The organism is Vibrio sp. SCSIO 43086 (assembly GCF_051132235.1).
In the GTDB taxonomy this organism is placed as follows: Bacteria; Pseudomonadota; Gammaproteobacteria; order Enterobacterales; family Vibrionaceae; genus Vibrio; species Vibrio diabolicus.
The window spans coordinates 430824-454144 of sequence record NZ_CP072678.1 but is presented as its reverse complement, the minus strand read 5'-3'; the positions used below and the strand labels follow the sequence as shown (position 1 = coordinate 454144).

Sequence of the window (23321 nt, the reverse complement as noted above, 5' to 3'; positions counted from 1 at the left end):
GCAGAGGTTAACTTTGAAAAAGTTATTGCTAACCCTTGTGGTTTTAAGCACGGTTTCGTTATTTGTTGGGGTGGCAAACATGACGCCCCAACAGTTATTTTCGGGTGATGAGAAAGCGTTAGAGCTTTTCTTTACCAGCCGTATACCACGTTTATTCGCCATACTGCTTGCTGGTGCAGGCTTAAGTATTGCAGGCCTTATTATGCAGCAAATCAGCCAGAACCGATTTGCTGCACCTTCTACAACCGGTACGATCGAATGCGCCATGCTGGGCTATGTACTGAGCGTGGTTTTCTTTGGCAACGACAATCACCTATGGCTTGTCTTCGGTATTTCGGTGTTCGGGACGCTAGCATTTATTTTCTTTATTCAACGCATTCAATTTAAGAGTGTGGTCTTTGTGCCACTTGTCGGAATTATTTTCGGCAATGTCATCCAATCCATGACCACGTTTATCGCTTACAAATACGATGCACTTCAAAGTCTGAATGCTTGGACAGTCGCAAACTTCGCCAACATCTTGCGTGGTGATTTTGAACTGCTGTACATCGCGGTACCAATGGCTATTCTCAGCTATCTTTTTGCCGCACGGATTTCAGCCGTGGGTATCGGAAAAGATTTCGCGGTTAACTTGGGGTTAAATTATCAGCAGGTTGTCACGATTGGCGTTCTATTGGTGTCAATCATGTCAGCAAGTGTCGTGATGATTGTGGGGCTGCTGCCATTCCTTGGTCTGATTGTGCCGAACCTCGTTAGTCACTTTTATGGTGATAACCTCAAAAAGAACATTCCGCTTACGGCCATGTATGGGGCGACTTTAGTGCTGTGTTGCGACTTGGTGAGTCGTTTGATTATCTTCCCTCATGAAATGCCAATCTCTATCGTGATCAGCATATTGGGTGGTGTGGTATTCATCGCGATGTTGTTGCGAGGTAAGCAACATGCGTGATTCAACGAAAATCCTACTGCTAGGTGGCATTGCGGTACTTTTCGCATGTTTGTTTATTGGTATTGGGCTAACAGCTGACAACTACCAGTATTTTTTATCTCGTAGAGTTCCTAAAGTATTGGCGATAGTGCTAGCGGGTGTGGCTATTGCTCAGTCTTCACTTGTATTTCAAACCATTACGCACAACCGAATTTTAACGCCAAGTATCATGGGGTTTGATGCGTTGTATGTGTTGACGCAAATTTTGATCGTGCTGATTTTTGGTGGTTTGAGTACTTTAGTTCTTAACTTGTACGTCAATTTCACAATTGCCGTAATTGTAATGGTGTCGTTTTCATTATTGTTGTTTGGTTTTTACTTTTCTAAAGGAAGCAAGAACTTGATTACGTTGCTATTGGTCGGCTTGATCTTTGGTCAGCTATTTTCCAATGCGGCGTCATTTTTCTCTTTGCTGATGGACCCAAATACGTTTGCAATCGTTCAATCGAAACTTTACGCCAGCTTTAATAATGTCAAAGTGAATTTGGTTTACTTTAGTGCACCAGCTTTGATGTTTGCATGTTGGTTGCTATTTAGTATGCATCGCACTTTAGATGTGTTTTGGCTCGACCAAGACAATGCGAAAAGTTTGGGCGTCGACGTACCTAAGGTGACGCGAAATGTATTCATTATCTCGGCGGTTCTGATTGCTATTTCTACGGCTCTAGTGGGACCAATCATGTTCTTTGGTTTGCTGGTGACCAACTTAAGCCGAGAAATGTTCCGAAGTTACCAACACAAAACGCTATTGGTTGGTTGTTCGTTTCTCTCCATCAGCTCGTTACTGGCTGGGCAATGGATTATCGAGAACGTGTTCAGTTTTGAGACGACGTTGAGTGTCGTTATTAACTTTATTGGTGGTGCGTATTTCTTATACCTACTACTGAAAAACAAAGTTGTATAAATATGATAGTGATAGACAAATTAACGAAGGCCTTCGGTTCAAATAAAGTGGTTGATGAGGCCAATACTCAGTTTGAAAAGGGCAAAGTGACGTCCATTATTGGCCCGAATGGCGCGGGAAAGAGCACGCTGTTATCTATGGCTTCGCGCTTAACGGAGCGGGATGGTGGTAGTGTTATCATTGATTGTAAGGAAATTGCGGAATGGGACACTAAAGAGTTAGCGAAAAAGCTGGCGGTACTTCGTCAAGCCAACTCTATTACCATGCGATTTACCGTGAAGGAGTTGGTCTCTTTTGGCCGTTTCCCATACTCCAAAGGAAATCTGACCAAAGAAGATCATGCGGTGATTGAACAAGCGATCGACTACCTAGATTTACAAGGTATCCAAGACAAATATTTGGATGAGTTAAGTGGTGGTCAGCGACAGCTTGCGTTTATTGCCATGGTGATTGCACAAGATACAGACTACGTTTTTCTTGATGAACCACTTAACAATCTAGATATCAAACACTCTCTTCAGATCATGAAAGTCGTGCAGCGGTTAGCTCATGACATGAACAAAGCCATGGTGGTGGTAATTCATGATATTAATTTCGCAGCGTGCTACTCGGATGTCATATTGGCGCTTAAGCAAGGCAAAGTTGTGGCAAGTGGTGCGGTGGAAGAGGTGATTCAGGCGTCTACGCTAGAGGATATCTACGAAACGCCGTTTAATATTATCGAATTAAACGGCAAGCGCATGTGTACTTACCACTAATCCAACCTCAGTGCTTAATGAAAGCGATTCTTCAATGAGGATAGATAGGCGAGTTTACTTGGTGAGCTCGTCTATGATTGGGCATCGGCTTTCAGCGTCTCCCGGACAAGAAGAAACCCAACCTTCAAGTTGCGTTTTGATCTCCATAAGGTGCGCGATTTTTTCTTCAACCTCTCTCAGCTTATCCATGGTTCTTGCTTTTACTTCGCTGCTTTTTCGGTTGGGATTATGGGCAAGCTGCACAAACTCTTTGCATTCTTGCAGTGAAAAGCCAGCGTTTTTTGCGCGTGATACTAAGTTAAGCTCTTGAATATGATTATCTGAATATTCGCGATAGCCAGAGTCGCTGCGCGCTGGTGGAGATATGATCCCTTTGTCTTCATACAATCGAATCGACTTAGATGAAAGCCCAGTAAGCTTTGCGACAGCACCAATATTCATGTTCAACCTCCATAACGTTTAAGGCGAGTATATACCGATGTTGTGGATAAGACACTCCTAAATAACAGTCAGTTACCTGGGGCCTCTTTACTCTTTTATCACTTCATGCGGTGGTACACCAAATACCTTTTTGAAAGCGCAGGTGAAGTTGGAAGGGTGGTGGTATCCGGCTTCATAAGCCGCTTCCGTGATCGTCACTAGGCCACGTTCCAAGTGTTGCCTCGCAATCTCAAGGCGACGAAAGCGAATATAACCATTTACGGTCATATTCAGTGATTGTTTAAATCGGCGCTGCAGGTTTGAAACGCTCATTGAAAACACGCTTGCCAACTTTTCTAAGCCTAGTTCTTGCTCAAGGTGAGTTTCTATATAGCTAACAATATCCTCTATTCGACCATCTGTGTGCCGTTCATGGTTATTTTTATTAGCACTGAAGTTTTTGGGGATTTGCTCAGTCGCTTGATGCAAAATTTGATAGATCAAGCTTTCAACTTCCAACTTATCTTGGAATTCTTGTGGTGTTTCTCGGCTTGTCAGCGTTTCAGCCAGTTCGCATAACGCCTGGTTAAGCTCTAGAGGATGAAACGCCTGATGAGAGTTAAAAAAGGACCGATGACGACAGGTTTGGTCAAGGCGAGCCTCTAGCCACTGGGGCTTAACCAATATGTTGATCTTATTAATGAGGTTATCTTTGAGCAGTGAGCGACGAAAGTTTGCAGGTTTGAGTAGGTTCACCACGACACCTTTAGGGCCGTCGCCTGCGTCTAAATCAAATTGCAAATCGTCATAGCCAAACGAGAGCTTACCTTCTAAAAGAATAGTGACCAACAGTGAGGCGTGGGCAGTAGAAACAATATGTGAATCAACAAGCTCTAGGCAACGCCCACCATGAACAAAGATTTGATCATTGTACTGATATGATAGGAATTTGCCTTCTGCCAGTTGAGTTTGACAAGGTTGACCTTGAGTGACGATCCACTGCTTTTCTGTGGCTTCCAGTTTTTGGGTTAAAGCGATCTTGGCAATTCTAGTTCGTTTTGGTGTGACTTCCTGCATTTGACACTTCCTCATAACACTTGTGTGATTTCGCATAATCAAATCGCCTTTGTATTTATAAAACTCACGCTTATTATACATGATAATTATTATCATTAATATTTAGGAATGAAGTTATGGAAAGCCCTGCTTGTTCATCTATCAAGCTTTCAAGCCTTTGCCTTGCAGTGGGAATGGCGCTATCAAACCCTGTTTTAGCTCAAGATACCGAGTCACATTTTGAAGAAGTCGTTGTATGGGGAACAAAAGTTTCTAGCAATACCGAGTCGATGTTTGCAGACGATATGTCACTGAAGCAAGCGGATCATATGTCTGATTTACTGCGCGATATTCCCGGTGTGGATGTTGGTGGAACACACTCTGTGAATCAACGTATTACCATTCGTGGTTTGAGCGAAACCGATTTGGACATTCGTCTTGATGGTGCTTCTCAGCATGCGAGCATGTTCCATCACATTGGTAACTTGACGCTAAACCCTGACATTCTCAAATCTGCCGATATCCAGGTAGGTAATAACTCTGTGACTCAAAATGGCTTAGGCGGCTCGGTTTATTTTGAAACGAAAGACGCTCGCGATTTACTTCGTTACGATGAAACGTTTGGCGCTCGTGTTTATGGCGGTTATGCATCCAACGACAACCAACAAGGCTCGTTGACACTGTACGGGCTTTTGTCCGAAAACATTGATGCGATGGTTTATGGCCATTACGTTACGCGCGATGACTTTGAAGATGGTGACGGCAACAAAACCTATGGCGCTGCGGGTGATGTTTACAACATTCTGGCTAAGTTGGGGTATGAACTAAACGACATCCATCGTTTTGAGCTCTCTTATGACATGTACCGAGACAGTGGTGATTACAGTCCGCGTCCTGATATGTCGGGTAGTGCGAACAATGGCTTATCGAGCACGTTACTTATTCCTACGGATTATGACCGAGATACCGTTACCTTGAGTTACGAGCTGCGAGGCGAACAGCATAAAGGTAACGTCACACTGTATAATACCGAGACAGAAATTAAACGGGATGAGAGCGTTATGGCTCCTCGCTGGCCTTCGAACCGTTTATCGAAGAACACCGCTAAAAACCAAAACTTTGGTTTGAATGGTAAGTTCCAGTCGGATGTTATGTTAGGTGAGTTTGATAATCGAATCACCTATGGTTTCGACTACATGGATAAGACATCTTCAAGTTACTACGGTAGTCGTAAGTTCATGGATGAATCGGCCATTTCAACCGCATTGTTTGTAGAAGACCAGTTCTTCTTCTCTGATGCTTTCTTTGTTACCGCAGGTATGCGTTTTGATGATTACAAACGTGAAGCTGAAACGGGGACGAGTAATTATGATGATGTGACCTGGGCCCTAGCAGCAGAATGGGCAGTCACCCAGGATTGGACGTTGTTTGCGAGCGCACGCTCTCTATTCAAAGGCCCTGAGCTGATGGAAACCTTTATTGCTTACCAAGACGTTGCATTTTTAGAGGATGGACTAAAGCCAGAAACGGGGTTGAACACACAGGGTGGTGTCCGTTTTGATAAAACCTTTGATAAGCATTTCTTTGGAGCGAATATTACGGCATTCCAAACGGAAATTGATGATTACATTGCCGACCAGTACCAAAACGCGACTCAAACTTACCTGATTTACAACTTAGGTGATGTCGAGATTAAAGGCTTTGAGGCAAGTGCTTCTTATGGCTACGACAAGTTTAACAGCAAACTTTCTTACTCTAAGTCGGACACCAAAAACAAGAATACTGGTGGCCCTGTTGCTGGGGGTAATGGGCGTAGCATTGATATGGGTGATAGTATTGCTCTAACTTTGGATTACCAGTCAGACGCTTTAGAAACGATCTTCGGGTGGAACTCAATGTTTGTTCTAGAGGAAGACAACGTCTTTGATGGTCAGCCAAAGAAAGCAAGCTATGATGTACATAATCTATATGCTCAATGGGTGCCGTCTGATATTGATGGACTGTCGGTGAACTTTGGTATTGATAATGTATTTGACGAGTTGTACAGCTCTCATGCGTCTCGTTCGGGTACTGCACGTGGCTTCACGCTTGATGACTACGAGCCTGGTCGCAACTTCAAACTTTCTGCTGCTTATCAATTCTAATAGGGCTCCCGAGAGGGGGCGCTTCAAAACACGAGTAAATTCATGATTAAAGAAAGCACCCGAATAGATAGCGAACATGCTGACAAATATTTAGTGACGCTTTGTCGGCATTTTGGACGAAAGGTTCCTGCTACTTGGAATGAAAACAGCGGTTTGGTGACATTCCCGACGGGAAAAGCGGAGTTTGCTCTTTGCGAGTCTAGCTTGACCATTATTTGTGAGGCGGATTCAGAAGAGAAACTGAGCACAGTGAAGGCGATAATCTCATCGCATGTAGACATGTTCTCTCGTCGAGAAACATTAGCACTTAACTGGGTTCGCTAGAGCTATTGATGAATGGGCAGAAAATGAGAGCGCATTAAAAAGCAAAAAGCCCGCGATCTTATCATTCGCGGGCTTTTATTGTTCGAATGCTATTGCTTTTTAGGCTCTAGATTCTAGGCTTTTTTTTTCCTGTTGCATTTTTGCTAGGAAGTAGATATTAACGCAAGCAATAAAGCCGTTAGTTAATACTACAGGCCAAGAATCAATCATTAGTCCGTAAGCAGTAAATAGCGCACAACCAATAAAGTTAAGGATACGAAGCTTAACAATATCTTTCATAGTTAGCGAAATTGCGACCATGATTGAAGCTGCATAACCTAAAATCTCAACCATATTCATGTCCATTTTTTGACCCTCTTAAAATCTGCCGAATTTTGTCGGTACCAATTCTTCTCATCTTGAGATTAATGAGGAAGCTCCATGCCTCGAATGGTCTTTTTTTGTTGTATGGACGCACTATATCAATGGAAAAACCGTGATAAAAGCCTCAAATCAAGGTTAAGAGAAGGTTAGCGATTACGCAAACGTTTAGGACGGGAATTACTGATAATTTTACTTATTGTGTTGATTGATAATAACGATGGTATTAATAGCTCTCACATCATTGAAAGTGGGGGAATATTTACATATGATTGAAAATGATAATTATTTTCAAGTGTGATGTTTATGTATTTTCTTATTAGCTTGCTCGTATTTTTTTTACTGTATATCAGGACAAAGCCGAATTCGTGGTGCTCGGGAATTCATATTGTGAGCCACATTTTCATGGTTATATTTTGTCCAACGATTTATGTCATTCAATATTTAATCGTCACGTTTTTCTCGTCACCAATATTGATTAAGTTGTCATCACGTTCAGGTGTATACAACATTCTTATTGCTTTTCTTCCATTATTGATTGCAACCGGTAGTTTGGCGTTTAGCTGAGCGTTTTCATCTATCTTCTTTTTTAAAACGACTACACTTATACGGAATAAGATATCAATTTCATATAATTAATCGATATTGCGGTGTTAGGACATGTGTCACATTTCTGTGACTACTAGTAAGTTTTACTTACTTTGCTCATTAGTGCGCCATTTATCGATTGTTTAATGAGTTGATACTTAGTCTAATCGTCTAAAGGTGTGCAGTATGCCGCACTAAATCATTTAAAAACTATCTAAAAAGGTTAATGGGAAACGTAGGCCATTAGCGGAGGTCAGATGAGTACGCAAACCGTGCCGCAGAACGCGATTGTAAATGCTGTCAAAGGTGAAGTCTTGGTTTTAGGTCTGGATGGAAAAGTCAGGTCTATAAAAGCGGGGGATGAGTTAATATCTGGCGAAGTGATCATTACTGAAAATAACGCTTCTCTTGATGTACAGATACATAATGAGCTGTATCTGGTTGATGCTAATTGTGTCGCGTGCCTTCCAGAACCTTCTTTTGAACAACCAGAAACCTTGCTGCAATCTCCAGTTAATGGCCAGGTTACTTTCGATCCAACAGCTATCGAAGGTGCTAACTTTGAAGCTAATGATGTCGCGGCTATCCAACAGGCCATTTTAGATGGTGCTGACCCGACTGCTATTTTGGAAGCAACGGCTGCTGGTGCTGGCGCTGAAGGCTCAGCCAATGCTGGCTATGTGACCGTTGAATATAATAATCCGGAAGTACTTGCCTCCACCTTTTTTGAGACGTCAGCGACTCGTAGCGGTGTAGAAGAACGCGATGAAGCTGATGATTTAGATGTCACTATTTTTGCCGATGGCGGACAATCACTGCAATCTAGCATAACAGAAGGCTCAATTTCTCTATCAAGCTACCCGCAAACCATTTCTTCTAGTGTGCTGATTGAAGCAGGGGATCTCGCACTTGATACCGCTTCATTTGTACCTGAAACGTCCTCATTAGAGTCTCTGTTAACCGAGCTAAATAGTGATATTACCTCTGCTGGTCAGCCAGTGGCGTTCGTTTATGACGAAGCGCAAAATGTCATTATCGGCACTCAAGAAGGTAACGAAGTGCTTCGTATAGAGATCGAAGCGACATCTTTAGGCCGTGATTTAGAGTTAGAGGTCGTTACCACGATTAGCCAGGGCATTGACCATGTCGCTTCTGTTGCTGATGGTCAAGTTTCCATCTCCGGTGATCAAATCAATATCGCTTTTGACATTACAGGCGCAGATATTGGTGGTAACAGTATTCAAGCACCTATCGATTTCACGACAACCGTTATTGATGGCGATGATCCGGCGCCGCAAAACGTTACTTTCGAAAACGTTGAATCTTCTTCTACTCCGATTACTGGCACCTTTGTTGATATTGGTAGTGATCAATTGGCAACGGTCACATTTAATCAAGAAGGACTTAGTCAATTTGATGGCCTATTGAGTGATAATCAGGCAACAGAGGCGGTACTCTCTGAAGACGGCAGCACTATCACCCTGTCCATTGCAGGCTCTAATGAAACCGTTTTAACCATCAGTCTGAATACTGATGGTACCTACCAATTTGAGCAATTTAAGCCGTTAGAACAAACAAACGGTGAAGATACGATTGAGCTCTCTTTGCCAACCACAATCGTCGATTTCGACCAAGATACGGCAAGTAACACCTTTACGATGACCATCCTTGATGGCGATAACCCGGTGATTGAAAACGTGACGGGATTGTCTTTAGACGAGGCGGGGGTTGACCAAGGTTCACAGGAAGGCGCGGTAGTAACAAGTGGCTCTGGGTCGATCACGACATCGGTCGGTAGTGACATCATTGATCACTATGAGTTGGAACCTACAGAGTTTAATGTTGGTGGAGAACTCCAATCTCAAGGGCAGGTTGTTCAACTGGAACTAGCGTCCGAGAGTAACGGCGTGCGCACTTACGAAGGCTTCATCGAGTTGGATGGCGTGCGTATTACCGTATTTGATGTGGCGATCGATGCCCCTGCATTGGGCGAATATCAATTCAACTTGTATGAACAACTCGACCATACGGGTGCTAATGATGATGCGCTCACTTTCTCACTGCCAGTTTACGCGGTAGATGCGGATGGCGATCGCTCCTCGATTACCGACGGTTCGAACACACCAGAAGCGGCGCAAATTGTCATTCAAGTTCAAGATGACGTTCCTTCGATTGATGGCGTTGATGCGCTAGCCGTCGATGAAGACGATTTATCAAGCATCGGCTCTGATCAAAGCGATTCTGTGCTCGCGCAAGGCAGTTTCACGACGACTCAGGGCTCAGACCGTGTTGTAAGTTATCAATTAGAGAGCGGCACTGATCCACTCAATGGGTTGGAATCACAGGGTCGATCTATCTCTCTGTCGGAAACAGCCAACTCAGATGGCAGCTTTACCTATTCTGCAACGGCAGAAGGGGACGCTATCTTCACCTTACAAGTGAACCCTGACGGTTCTTATTCATTTATCCTTGAAGGTCCAATCGATCATGCTGTGGGTAGCGATAGCTTAACTTTAGACTTCACTATTGTCGCAACGGACTTTGACGGTGACACCAGTTCACTTATTCTACCGGTAACCATTGCTGATGATGTGCCAACCATTAACGACGTTGTTGCTCTTACCGTCGATGAAGATGACTTAAGTTCGGTAGGCTCTGACCAATCACAGCCAACGCTGGTTGAAGGTCAGTTCACGACGACTCAGGGTTCTGATGGCGTCGTACAGTATCAGTTGGATGTAAACGCTGATCCTTTAAATGGCATGCAATCTCAAGGGCAAACCGTCTCCATTGCCGAAACGCAAAATGCAGACGGCAGTTACACTTACAGCGCAACGGCAAATGGCAGTGCAGTCTTCACATTGATTTTGAATACCGACGGCTCGTACAGTTTTGAGCTGCAAGGTCCAATCGACCATGCGGCAAATAGCGACAGCTTAACCCTTGATTTTAGTGTTATTGCGACAGACTTCGATGGTGACACAAGCCAAATCGTACTGCCTGTTACCATCGTGGATGATAAACCGACCATTACCGATGTTGATGCGATTACTGTTGATGAAGATGATTTAGGCACGATTGGCTCAGATCAGACAGACCCGATTTCAATTGATGGCAACTTTACTACCACGCAAGGCTCGGACCGAGTGGTGAGCTATCAGCTCGATGCTTCCGCAACACCAGTTAATGGCCTTACATCACGAGGCGTGGCGGTCACGCTGACTGAAACCGCAAATGGCGACGGCAGCTTTACCTACAAAGCAACGGCAGGCACAGAAGCAGTCTTTACGCTGACGGTGAATACTGATGGTTCTTACAACTTCACGCTAGAAGGGCCAATTGATCATGCTGTCGATAGCGACGAGTTGACGCTCAACTTCCCAATCATCGCGACCGACTTTGATGGTGATACCACAAACGCCACGATCCCTGTGACGATCGTGGACGATAAGCCAGTTATTACTGACGTAGATGCCATTACGGTTGATGAAGATGATCTAGCGTCAATTGGTTCAGACCAAAGAAATCCAATTTCTATTGATGGCAGCTTCACCACCACGCAAGGCTCAGACCGTGTGGTGAGCTACCAACTTGATACTTCAGCAACACCAGTGGACGGTTTAACATCGCAAGGTGTGGCTGTCACACTGACAGAAACCGCAAACGCTGACGGCAGTTTCACTTATGAAGCGACAGCGGGTGGCAACCCAGTATTTACTCTGACAGTAGATACTGATGGCTCTTACAACTTCACGCTAGAAGGGCCAATTGATCACGCGGTTGATAGTGACGAGCTGACACTGAACTTCCCAATTACCGCAACCGACTTTGATGGCGACACCGTTACTGAAACCATTCCAGTCACGATTGTTGATGATGTACCGATTATTACAGCGGTTGATGCGCTGAATGTTGATGAGGATGACCTTAACGTTGTAGGTTCCGACCCAGGCGGCGATCTATTCGTTAAAGGCGCGTTTACCACCACACAAGGCTCTGACCGAGTGGTGAGCTACCAACTGGATTCAACCTCTGATCCTGTCGCGGGCCTGATGTCTCAAGGTGAGGCGATTACCTTGGTCGAAACGGCTAATGGTGACGGCAGCTTTACCTATGTCGCGACCGCAGATGGTAATCCTATTTTTACCCTAAACGTCGCAACGGATGGTACGTACGACTTTACGCTTCAAGGACCAATCGACCATGCGGCCAACAGCGACAGCCTAACCATTGATTTCCCGATTATTGCCACCGATTTTGATGGTGATACGGCCACGGCAACTATTCCAGTCACGATCACGGATGATGCACCAGTTATCGATAACGTCGTGCCGCTGGCTGTGGATGAAGATGATCTCTCAGGTATTGGCTCAGACCAAAGCGACGCTGTTTATGTAGAAGGTGCGTTCACGACCACTCAAGGGTCAGACCGTGTGGTGAGCTACCAACTTGACTCAACGGCTGATCCTGTTTCGGGGTTAACTTCGCAAGGTGAGCCTGTTACCTTGGTAGAGACTGCGAATGCCGATGGCAGCTTTACTTACGTTGCTACCGCGGATGGCAATCCGGTCTTCACCATGAATGTGAATGCTGATGGCACATACAACTTCCGTCTGGAAGGGCCAGTCGATCACGCGTTAAACAGCGATGAATTAGTTCTGAACTTCCCAATCATTGCAACAGACTTTGATGGCGATACGACGACTGCGACCATTCCAGTCACGATTACTGATGACGTTCCAACCATTGATAACGTTGTCCCACTGACAGTAGACGAAGATGATCTCGCCTCAATTGGCTCAGACCAAAACGATGATGCGTTTATGTCGGGTTCTTTCAGCACAACTGAAGGTTCGGACAGTGTTGTTAAATACCAGCTTGATGCAACCGCGGATCCAGTAGCAGGGTTGACCTCTCATGGTGAATCTGTCGTGCTTGCTGAGACGGCAAACGGTGATGGTAGCTTTACTTACACTGCCACAGCAGATGGCAATGCCGTATTTGAATTAGTGCTGAAGCCAGATGGCAGCTACACCTTTACTCTGCAAGGTCCACTAGACCATGCGATGAATAGCGACAGCCTACAAATCGATTTCCCGATTATCGCAACAGACTTTGATGGCGACACTTCAACTAAAATACTGCCTGTCACTATTGTTGATGATCAGCCAAGCATCACTAATGTTGATGCGATCAGCGTGGATGAAGATGACTTGGCGACGATTGGCTCTGATCAAAACGAGTCCGTGTCGATTGATGGTCACTTTGTCACTATTGGCTCTGATCATGTTGTGCGTTATCAGTTAGACGCGTCCTCTAACCCTGTTGATGGCTTAACCTCACACGGGGTTGTGGTGACAATGACGGAAAGCGCGAATGCGGATGGCAGTTTCACCTATACCGCTACCGCAGGATCAGAAGCCGTATTTACCTTGACGGTGAACAGCGACGGCAGTTACAACTTCACGCTTGAAGGTGCAATTGACCATGCAACAGGTAGTGATGATCTGACGCTGAACTTCCCAATCATCGCGACAGATTTTGATGGTGATACCACCACAGAAACGATCCCAGTCACCATCGTCGATGACAAGCCGACTATTACTGATGTCGATGCGATTACCGTTGATGAAGATGATTTAGCCACGATTGGCTCGGATCAAAACGATCTAATATCAATCGATGGCAACTTCACCACAACGCAAGGCTCTGACCGAGTGGTAAGCTATCAGCTCGACGCTTCTGCAACACCAGTGGCTGGACTCACATCACAAGGCGTGGCAGTTACATTGGCTGAAACCGCAAACGGCGATGGAAGCTTTACCTATAAAGCAACAGCGGGTTCTGAAGCGGTCTTTACGCTGACGGTGAATACCGATGGTAGCTATCAGTTTACGCTTGAAGGGCCAATCGACCATGCTGTTGATAGCGATGAGCTGACACTCAATTTCCCAATTATTGCGACAGACTTTGATGGCGACACGTCAGTTGAGACAATTCCTGTCAAGATTGTTGATGACAAGCCGACGCTTGGTGGCATCGAAGCAACAAGTGTGCAAACGGTTGACGAGGACGATATCCCAATAGTTGGATCTGATGGTACGCAGTCGAACAGCATTGCCGGTAACTTCATCGCGACTGATGGCTCTGATGGCATTGTGGAGTACGGCGTTTCTGACCTAACGACGCCAGTACAAGGCCTGGCCTCTGGTGGTCAATCATTGGTTATGGTTGAAGTATCAAACGCAGGTGGTGTTTCAGTTTACGAAGCACGTATTGATGGCACGACGACACCAGTATTCCGTGTGACCCTCGATGCCTCTGATGACAGCTACACGTTCGATTTGCTGGCTCCTCTCGATCATCCAAATGCTGATGGCCAAAATGAACTGGTCATCAATTTGCCGATAAACGCGACTGACTTTGATGGAGACGTGTCGAACGACATCACCTTACCAATTACGGTTGTGGATGATGTTCCGACCATTGATGGTTTACTAGCAGGCAGCGAACAAACCGTTGATGAAGATGACCTACCAGCAGGTACTGATGCTGCAAGTGCAGAAGATACTGTTATTTCAGGTACTTTTGATATCACCGAAGGTGCTGACCAAGTTGCTTCTATTCAGCTTAGTGACCTGACCACGCCTGTTGCGTCACTGACTTCAGATGGTGAAGCTATCAGCTTAGTTCTGTCTTCTAGCGCAAACGGCGTGAACGTATACCAAGGTGTCGCTGGTAATCCTGCTGAAGTGGTGTTCGAACTGACGTTGGATGCAACGAACAACACCTACGAGTTCGATTTACAGAAGCCGCTTGATCATCCAGATGGTAATCAGCAAAACGAGATTGTTATCAACCTCCCTGTGACGGCGACAGATAATGATGGTGATACTTCACCAGCCTTCACATTGCCAATTACCGTTGTGGACGATGTTCCAGTTGTTACCAATATTGAAAGCCTACGTGTCGATGAAGATGACTTACCTCTTGGTTCTGATGGCACGAAAGAGCCATTAACGATATCAGGTGAGTTCGAAGTCACTAGCGCAGATGGTATTGATGCTTTCGAATTGGATCTAAGCTCAAATCCTATCCCGAATCTGAAATCGGGTGGAGAAGAGGTAACACTTTCTCAAGACGTTGGTGCTTCAACTGCTGACGCGCTTGTTTACGTGGGACAAACTCCGGGCGGAGTGACGGTCTTCACGTTGACACTTCATCAAGATGGTAAATACGACTTTGAGTTATCTGGTCAGTTAGATCACGCGGTTAACTCTGATGAGATTTTGTTGAATCTACCTGTGAAGATCACGGATGGCGACAACGATACCATCACTGCGACCTTGTCAGTGACCATCGTAGATGACAAGCCAACCATTGATGCTATTAGCTCTGGTAGTACCTTGTCTGTGGATGAGGATGATATTCCAAGCCAAGGTTCGGACGACACGCCAGAATCCAATATCATTGGTGGCAATTTTGACGTTACCGATGGTGCCGATACTATCGTTAGCTTCCAGCTGGATAGCTTAACGTCACCTGTTTCTGGACTTACTTCAGGTGGTCAACCGCTTGAGATGGTTGAGTTCTCAAATTCAAATGGTGTGATTGAGTATCGAGCTTACGTACAAGGTACGACGGATACCGTCTTTAAACTGACGCTAAATGGTTCAGCAGACAGCTATGAGTTTGAACTGTTGGGTGCACTTGATCATCCTGCGGGTAACGATGAAAATTCGTTAGTCATCAACTTCCCAGTCAACGCGACCGATTTTGACGGTGATGTATCAAACAACATCACTTTGCCAATCACGGTTGTGGACGATGTTCCAGCGATTGTGAAAGTGACAGACTCTAGCCAACAAACCGTTGATGAAGATGATCTTGCCGGTGGCTCAGACACGACAAGTGGCGATTCAACGTTATTAACTGGTGGATTTGAAGTCGTTGATGGTGCGGATGAGATTGTCAGTTACCAAGTTTCTGACCTCAATGCGGTTGTGTCTGGCTTAACTTCAAACGGCAACAGCATCGAGTTGAATGTGGTGAGCTCGGTTGGTGGTGTAACCAGTTACGAAGCGGTGATCACTGGCACATCAACTAAGATCTTCACGTTGTCTCTTGATGCGAATAACGACAGTTACCAATTTGAACTGTTGGGACCAATCGACCATGACGCTGTTCAAGGTGAAAACAACCTTGTCATTGATATCCCAATTACAGTCACAGATTTTGATGGTGACACGTCATCATCACTGAACCTTCCAATCACCATCGTTGATGACATTCCTGAAATTAAATCAGCAGATGCTTTGGCTGTTGACGAGGATGACCTCGCTAATGGTTCTCAGGCAACCAACAAAGACAGCCTTGAAGCAACGGGTAATTTCGATACGGTGGAAGGGGCAGATACCGTTGTCTCTTACCAGTTGGATCTTACTTCTAACCCGATACCAGGAGTAACTTCAGGTGGCCTCGCGGTGACGTTAGTTCAAACCGCGGTAAGCAACAACAACTTTACTTATCAAGGTCAAACACCTGATGGTAACTCAGTGTTCACGCTAGTTTTGAACGCTGACGGCTCTTACAAGTTTACGCTTGAGGGGGCGCTAGACCACTCAACCCAAGGCGAAGATACACTCATACTTGATCTCCCAGTCTTCGCGACCGATGTCGATGGCGATACGGCCGGTATTAACTTACCAGTGACGATTACCGATGATGTTCCAACCTTGTACGATGCATCTATTTCGCGTGTTGAGGGGCAAGGCAGCCGCACGGTTCATTTATTCCAAGATGCTGTAGAAGGTGATGACGATCTTGGTGCTGACGGCGCACAAATAACTTCATTTTCGGCTGATGGTTCAGGCATTTACTTTAAGCAAAACGGTGTTGATTCCGATTCTGTCGATTTGAACGGCAGCGACCAAGTCGTATTTGTTCACAAGGTTCTTGACGGAGTGGATACTGAAATCGGTCGTTTGGTTGTTCGAACTGATGGCAGTGTGTCATTCCGTCCTAATGACGATCTTGACCATACCGAAACCGACTCGATTGATTTCACCATCAACGTTGTTGCAACCGATGGTGATGGCGATATCGCAGATGCCGATGTGGATATCTCGATAAGAGACCGCAATGCGCAAATTGACACGTCTACCGTTACTGCGTTCGAGGACCAAGGGCGTGATGGTGTCGTTGTGGGCGTTGACTCTGCAAATACTCAGGACAACTTGTCGACGCTGGATGTCAACCCGGCGAAAGTCGACTTGGTTATCAATTTACATGATATCGACCGTAACGAGAGCTTAGGTGACATCACTATTCGAGATGCTGATACTCACAACGGTACGTTCTACTACCGAGACGGTAGTGGCAACTACATTGAATTAACATCTGTGGGCAATACGGTTGTTCTCGACGCATCAAATGTCGAGCAGTCATTCAATGGTGAGCTTGTCTCGTTAGATAACTTGTACTTCGTACCAGATCGTCATACCTCAACCGATGCTTCTGGTATCGATCCTCGTATCCGTGTGGAAATTCTTAACAATGGTACGCCAGATCATACGATTAATGGTCGTTTAGACATTGAAGTTGCTGCCGTTGCAGATATTGCGACTTGGACGACGAGCAGCGAGTTTAACTATTCTGTCGATGAAGACGGAAACAACGTCGCACTTAATATCACGGCGGAAACTCAGGATACTAGTAATCCTGAAGATATAGTGTACGAGCTCGTCTTTACACAAGGGGAAGGTAACGCAGAGTTAGTCTATTTGGATGGTAGCGCGATTCCAAAAACTGGTGGTGTTTATCTCGTAGATGCCAGCCGAATTGGTGACGTTCAAATTGATCCAATCGATAATTTCTCGGGCGAAATCAAGATTGATGTAACCGCGATTACGACAGAAAACAATAATCCGTTATCAGGGAAGGAAACGGCACGTTCAGAGACAGAAACTATCATCATTGATGTTAACCCAATCGCGGACCCAGGTAGTTTTACGGTCAACCGAATCAATGTCTTTGAGGATAACGCTCGAACTCAAGACACCGTCAATCCTGTCACGGATCATGATCCACTTCAGTTAAGTGAAGTGATTACCATGAAGCCGTCTGCGGATTTAGATGGTTCTGAAGCACTGTTTGTGCGTATTTCTGACTTCTCAATTGATGGCGTTACGTTAGTGTGGCTTGATTCAGCAAACCCAAGCCAAATAGTGGAAGTGACCGATTCAAGCGGCAATGTACTCTATTACGAAGTGCCAGAATCTGAGTTAGCCAACGTCGAAGTGCTTCCTCCGTTGCACAGCAATGATGACTTTACTTTCAACGTTGAAGGTATCGTAAAAGATACGGCATCGTTATCTAGTGGGGTTGCCGAAGATATGTTGTCACTAGGCAGCAAAACAGTGATCGTCGGTGTGAAAGGCGTAGCTGACATACCATTTATTGAGCTTAATGATAAATCAGGGATCTGGCATGAGTTTAATGACGGCAATGTGAGAGGTATTGAGACTAATATCGATGAGAATGGTCAAGTAGAGTTGGGCTTTAGTGTCATCTCTGGCGAGTTACCAGATAACCCGAATGATCACTCAGAGTCGGTTACGGTTCTGCTGTCCAATATTCCGGCAGGTGTCGAGGTATTTGATAGCGATGGTGCATCCGTCGATCTGACCTTTGTAGGCTATGACGCGCAAAATCAGCCAATCTATGAAGCCAATATCACCACGGCGAATATTAATTCTGGAATTGTTATTAAACCGGAAGCGTCATCGACGGAGAACATTCATATTACAGCGACGACGATCGTCACAGAGAATGATGGTCACAGTCGAACCTCATCGGGTGAGATCCGAATTATTGTCGCTCCTGTCATTGATGCGCAAGATAACTACACGGTTCAATCAGAAGGTGATGAAGATACACGCTTTAATATTGATTGGAAGCCAACGTTGGCTCAAAGCCCTGATACAGACGAGTTCTTTAGTGAGGTGACGATTTCTGGATTTCCTCCAGGCAGCACGGTTTATGTCGATGGCGTAGCACAAACATTGGTTTCTGGAACATTAACACTTTCGCCACTAGCGAACGAGTCGGAGCAAGACTTCTCTGCTCGAATCTCTCAAAGCGGGTATGTCCAGGTGCAATTAGAGCAAGACTCTAGTACTGACTTTGATTTGAATACTGCGGTGACGGTGAAAGAGATTGACCACGAATATGTCGATGCTTCTAATCCAGGGCAGGGAATTGCAGAAAAAACCATCAATGGCATGGTGCATGTCCAAGTCAATCCAATCGTTGAACCAGAAAATACAACAGGATCGCTAGACGCCCAGACACGTTTGCTTGTTACTGAAAGCACTGGCGTTGTCACTGACATCGTGAAGTCAGACGGTCAAGGGAACATTGATTTTACGATCAATACTTCAACGGGTGGGGAGTCTGGTGCGAATATCATCAAATACCAAGAGTTTGACGCCTCTTCAGATGAAGTGGTGACTCAGCTTGTTGTTCAGTTCCACAATGTCGACCCTGAGATTCTCAATCAATTGGTCATTGTTGGTGCATTGAACGAAGGCGGCGGTCGATGGACAGTCATTGACGAAGAAAACTTCTCGATTAAAGCGCCTTCGGGTCTTGATTTAACGCCAAACGACGACAGCGATGATGGTGACAACGGCGGTCTATCTCAAATTGGGTTAACCATCTATGCCGAGGTCAACGATTTAGGTGAAGATGCCGTTGAAAAAGACGCAACAGTGGTAAGAGAAACTGACGTGACACTTGAGTTTCCGACGGTTCTCACGCCGCAAACGAGTGTTGCCGCTGAAATTCAGGTGGCTGATGACGTCCAAATTGAAGCATCGGAAGACAATGCGATCGACCTTGGCACTCAATTGACGTCGAAAGTCGATGCGATTAATGCGGATGGTGTGGAAGATGTTTTGACTGTTGTTATTGATCCATCCGCACCCGGTATTCCTCCAGGCTTGGTGATAACAGGCACTGATATCGATTTTGTCAATGGTAAATACGTTTTCCAAGCAGATATTGATGCTAGTGGCAATATCACAGGTTTGGACGGTTTAACGATGCACTTGGCAGAAGATTACGCTGGTGATTTCGAGTTGCCTGTGAGGTTTGTCACTAAAGACACAGAGTCTGGCGACGAAAAAGAAAACAACGTGCGAATTCCAGTCCAGGTTTTACCGATCGCAGATGTTCCGAGTTCGGCGGGAGATCAGCCACTAGATGGTGATGTTACACCAAATGTGACAGTGGATATCACAGGTACTCTCGGTTTAGACGCGAACAAACAACCTGTTGATGACCTAAATAACGATGTACCAACGGCGGATGGTGTGGGTTATGAAGATGGTTTAATCCAGCTTAATCTGAATGTCGATTTTGCCGACCGTTATAACAATATCCAAGGTGGTCAGGAAACGCTAACGAATATTAAGTTAGCACTCGATGACACAACACTGGGGGAGTTTGTTGACGCAAATGGCAATAGCTTAGGGACAAGTATTGAGTTTAATGAAGCTGAGATTTTAGCGGGTGCGCTTGATAATGTTCTGTTTAAGCCGAAAGAGAATTATCCCGTAGGTGGGGGACAAAACACCGTCAAGATTAATATTGAAGGAGAGATCACGGACGAGGCTGTATTTGATCAGTCTATCCTAAATAACCCTGGCGATAATATCGACATAAGAACTTTTACTGATGACGTGACATTCGAAGTTACGCCAGTGGTGGACGATATCACGATTACAGGTGCCGATCCTACGCAGCCAATTACCGTGGTTGGTGACGAAGATACTTTAATTTCGTTGAATCAATCGGGCTCAGGGGTTTCGATCAGCTTAAACGATAATGATGGCTCTGAAAGTTTCGTTTCACTCAAGTTAACAGGGATCCCTGATGACTTTGTCGTGCAATCCAATTCCTCTGATTATGTTGTTAAGAACAACGGCGGAGGAGAATGGAGTATTCAGCTAAAAGACCTTACTCAGACATCCGTTGATTTGAGTGACATCCAAATCAAACCGCCGAAAAACTTCAGTGGTGAGGCAGAGATTGGCATTACCGTGTTCATCCAAGAAGAATTGTTACAAGTACCAACTGAGCGAACTAATAACTTTACGCTGGTTGTGAATCCTATTGGCGATGATGTTGATGTGAATCCCGATACTTCAGCTGCGGGGAATGAGGGAGAAGATATTGTTATCAACGTCAATGCGTTGGTGGTTGATAACAAAGAGTCCATCGGAGATGGCGCAACCTATCAGGAAAATGATCCAGAGACGCTGAGAGTTGAGATTTCAAATGTTCCTGATGGGGCGAGTGTTTCATTACCTGATGGAACGGTGTTTACTGACCAAGGAAATGGCGTCTTCGTATTAGAAATCGATGCTCAAGATTTGGATCAAGTGGTCTTTAATTCTGGTGATCGAAACGATAACTCATGGGGAGGGTCACTGCATTTCAAAGTGCAAGCCGTTGATACCGGGCTCAATGGTCGCCAAAATTTAGGTTCAGCCGAGGAGTTTGACGTAGCTGTTGATGTTGAAGCGGTGAATGATCGACCGGACTTCGTGAATGTCATTGACGTTGAAACACCAGAAGACAACGCTATCCTGCTGGATACATTTGGTATTTCGGATGTGGATGCGGTACTTGATGATCCTACCGCAGAGTATGTCTTGAATATTGCTGTCGATAGCGGTTACTTGGCGCTCGAACCATCGATTATTGCCAATTACGGATTGACGATTTCTGGAGACGGCACGGGTTCAATTGAACTGAAAGGAACCGTATCTGACCTTAACGCCGCTATCGCTGATGGTTTAGTAGAGTTTAATCCAGCGCTTAACTTCTTTGGTAACGTCAATGTCGATATCACTGTCGATGACCAAGGCAACGAAGGTATCGTGATTAGCGGTGTCGATGAAACACTCAATTCAAATAGTAGCCAATTTGTAATTGAAGTCACAGAGGTGAATGATGCGCCAACAACATCGGAAGTGACGTTGACAAGTATTGATGAAGACAGCGGCGCTGTTATTGTTACCGCAGCAGACTTGCTGGTTAATGCGGTTGATATTGAGTCGGACAATTTAACCGTTAGCAATGTTACGCTTGTCGACCCTGCAGCAGGGACGCTTACTCAACTGAGCTCAACGGAGTGGAGCTTTGAACCTGCTCCTGATTTTTACGGGGATGTAAGCTTTAATTACGATATTACGGATGATGGCATGACCAATGGCGTCTCGGATCCGAAGACCGTCAGTGGCTCAGCCGTGATGACAGTGCAGGCGATTAACGATGCTCCGGAGATTGATGGCTCAATGGTCACAAATACGATTGTGGAGTCATCGGATCAAAAAATCTCAGGTATCGAAATTACCGATGTTGATTTTGCAGGTGTTCATGAGAATGAAATCATGACGGTGTCACTCAGCATCGATGAGGGTGATATAAGTGTCGTTGTCCCGGCGGGGAGTGGCATTACTCAAGGCGTTGGTTTAGCAGGTGAAACTGTACTGATGGGGACTTTGTCTCAGCTTAATAGTCTTTTCGCTTCGACGGATCCGGATGTCGGTGTATTTATTGATGCCAGTGACGTGAACAGCAATTCTATTGCGCTTACCGTTACCGCTGATGACAACGGTATCTTCTATGACAACTTAACGGGTACCTCATTACAAACATCAGAAACGTTTGATATTAACGTAACGCCTGTCGCTGACGTACCAAACTTGGCCATTGATCAGAACTTTAGTTACATTCAAAGAATTAGTGCGAGTCAAAGTGCAAGCCGTCAAGGCATCGCGCTGGTGGGTATTATGGCGGCGTTGACCGATGTCGATGAAGTACTAGCCTTAGAGCTCACTGGCGTGCCAAGAGGAGCCACGATCACGAGTGAAGCTACAACATCGAATATCAGCTTTGATGGTACAACATGGACTGTTCCAGAAGATGAAATTGATACGCTACACATCAATAATGCGATCCCGGGAGATTACGATATTACATTGACTGCGGTTTCTACTGCATCAAATGGTGATCAAGCGTATTCAACGCCATTAGATATTAATCTAAACGTTACGCTAAATAATCAAGATATTGATCAGTCCGCTGAAAGTGAAGACAGCTATCTTATTGGTAGTGATGCAGGCATTACTTTAGCAGCAGGTACGGGAGATGATTATATCCTAGGAGGAGATGGAGACGACGTGCTTATCGGTGGACTAGGCTCTGATATTCTGACTGGTGGTGCGGGTAGCGATATCTTTAAATGGACAGAAGACACGGTGGATAATGGTGCGATTGACACCATCACTGACTTTAGCGTTAATGAGGACACCATTGACCTCAAAGACGTGATCGCTGATTTGAATGATCCAACGGCAGGTATTGATGATTTACTTGCGCACATTCAAGCCGATTACGACGCATCAACAGAAAATGTTTCTCTGAACATTACGACGGATGCAAATGTCCAGCAAACCATTGTTGTGGAAAACTTAGGTACATCGATAGACTTCAACGGTCTTAGCTCCAATGAGATTGTAGAGTCATTGCTGAATCACGGTGTTATTGATAACGGATAAATCTGGATTCAACATAAAACGGGCGGCTTTAACAAGGCGTCCGTTTTTATTGGGAGTTATTGATTTTTATCGAGACTTATTGAATCGAAATAGCACAACATTAGATAGCAAAAGAGGGCTTGTTACGGATTTGTAGTGACAGGTTGGAAC

The 23321-nt window shown here is 45.1% G+C and carries 9 protein-coding genes; 6 read left to right on the top strand and 3 right to left on the bottom strand.

The window, feature by feature from the left end:
• Positions 1-13 precede the first annotated feature (13 nt).
• Genes vctD through vctC form a run of 3 tightly spaced genes read left to right on the top strand, consistent with a single transcriptional unit; the run spans position 14 to position 2650 of the window.
• Complete coding sequence (gene vctD, locus J8Z23_RS18225; RefSeq protein WP_301659045.1) at positions 14-949, top strand: iron chelate uptake ABC transporter permease subunit VctD; 936 nt, start codon at positions 14-16, stop codon at positions 947-949.
• Positions 942-1892 carry an iron chelate uptake ABC transporter permease subunit VctG gene (vctG, locus tag J8Z23_RS18220; RefSeq protein WP_012842333.1) on the top strand — a complete coding sequence of 317 codons (951 nt, stop codon included), beginning with the start codon at positions 942-944 and terminating at the stop codon, positions 1890-1892. Before vctD ends, vctG begins: the two co-directional genes overlap by 8 nt.
• Before the next feature lie 2 nt (positions 1893-1894).
• Complete coding sequence (gene vctC / locus J8Z23_RS18215; RefSeq protein WP_005397181.1) at positions 1895-2650, top strand: iron chelate ABC transporter ATP-binding protein VctC; 756 nt, start codon at positions 1895-1897, stop codon at positions 2648-2650.
• A 54-nt stretch (positions 2651-2704) separates the two neighbouring features.
• Here the strand turns inward: vctC and cueR are convergent, their stop codons facing one another.
• Both cueR and J8Z23_RS18205 read right to left on the bottom strand, forming a co-directional pair.
• Positions 2705-3091 carry a Cu(I)-responsive transcriptional regulator gene (gene cueR / locus J8Z23_RS18210; protein ID WP_012842332.1) on the bottom strand — a complete coding sequence of 129 codons (387 nt, stop codon included), beginning with the start codon at positions 3089-3091 and terminating at the stop codon, positions 2705-2707.
• Between the two features lie 87 nt (positions 3092-3178).
• Entirely contained in the window at positions 3179-4147 is a 969-nt protein-coding gene (locus tag J8Z23_RS18205; RefSeq protein WP_301659044.1) for a helix-turn-helix domain-containing protein, read from the bottom strand.
• A 116-nt stretch (positions 4148-4263) separates the two neighbouring features.
• Here J8Z23_RS18205 and J8Z23_RS18200 point away from each other — a divergent pair, with 116 nt between their 5' ends.
• A complete protein-coding gene (locus J8Z23_RS18200) occupies positions 4264-6270 on the top strand; it encodes a TonB-dependent siderophore receptor (protein WP_301659043.1) in 2007 nt (668 codons plus the stop codon).
• A gap of 42 nt (positions 6271-6312) precedes the next feature.
• Complete coding sequence (locus tag J8Z23_RS18195; protein WP_046875989.1) at positions 6313-6594, top strand: DUF2218 domain-containing protein; 282 nt, start codon at positions 6313-6315, stop codon at positions 6592-6594.
• Positions 6595-6693: 99 nt separating this feature from the next.
• Here J8Z23_RS18195 and J8Z23_RS18190 read toward each other — a convergent pair whose 3' ends face one another.
• Positions 6694-6939 carry a YgjV family protein gene (locus tag J8Z23_RS18190; protein ID WP_005397186.1) on the bottom strand — a complete coding sequence of 82 codons (246 nt, stop codon included), beginning with the start codon at positions 6937-6939 and terminating at the stop codon, positions 6694-6696.
• 860 nt (positions 6940-7799) lie between these two features.
• On the opposite strand from J8Z23_RS18190, the gene J8Z23_RS18185 reads away from it, so the two are divergent.
• Positions 7800-23171, top strand: coding sequence for a retention module-containing protein (locus tag J8Z23_RS18185; RefSeq protein WP_434635671.1), 15372 nt, complete (start codon positions 7800-7802; stop codon positions 23169-23171).
• Positions 23172-23321 lie beyond the last annotated feature (150 nt).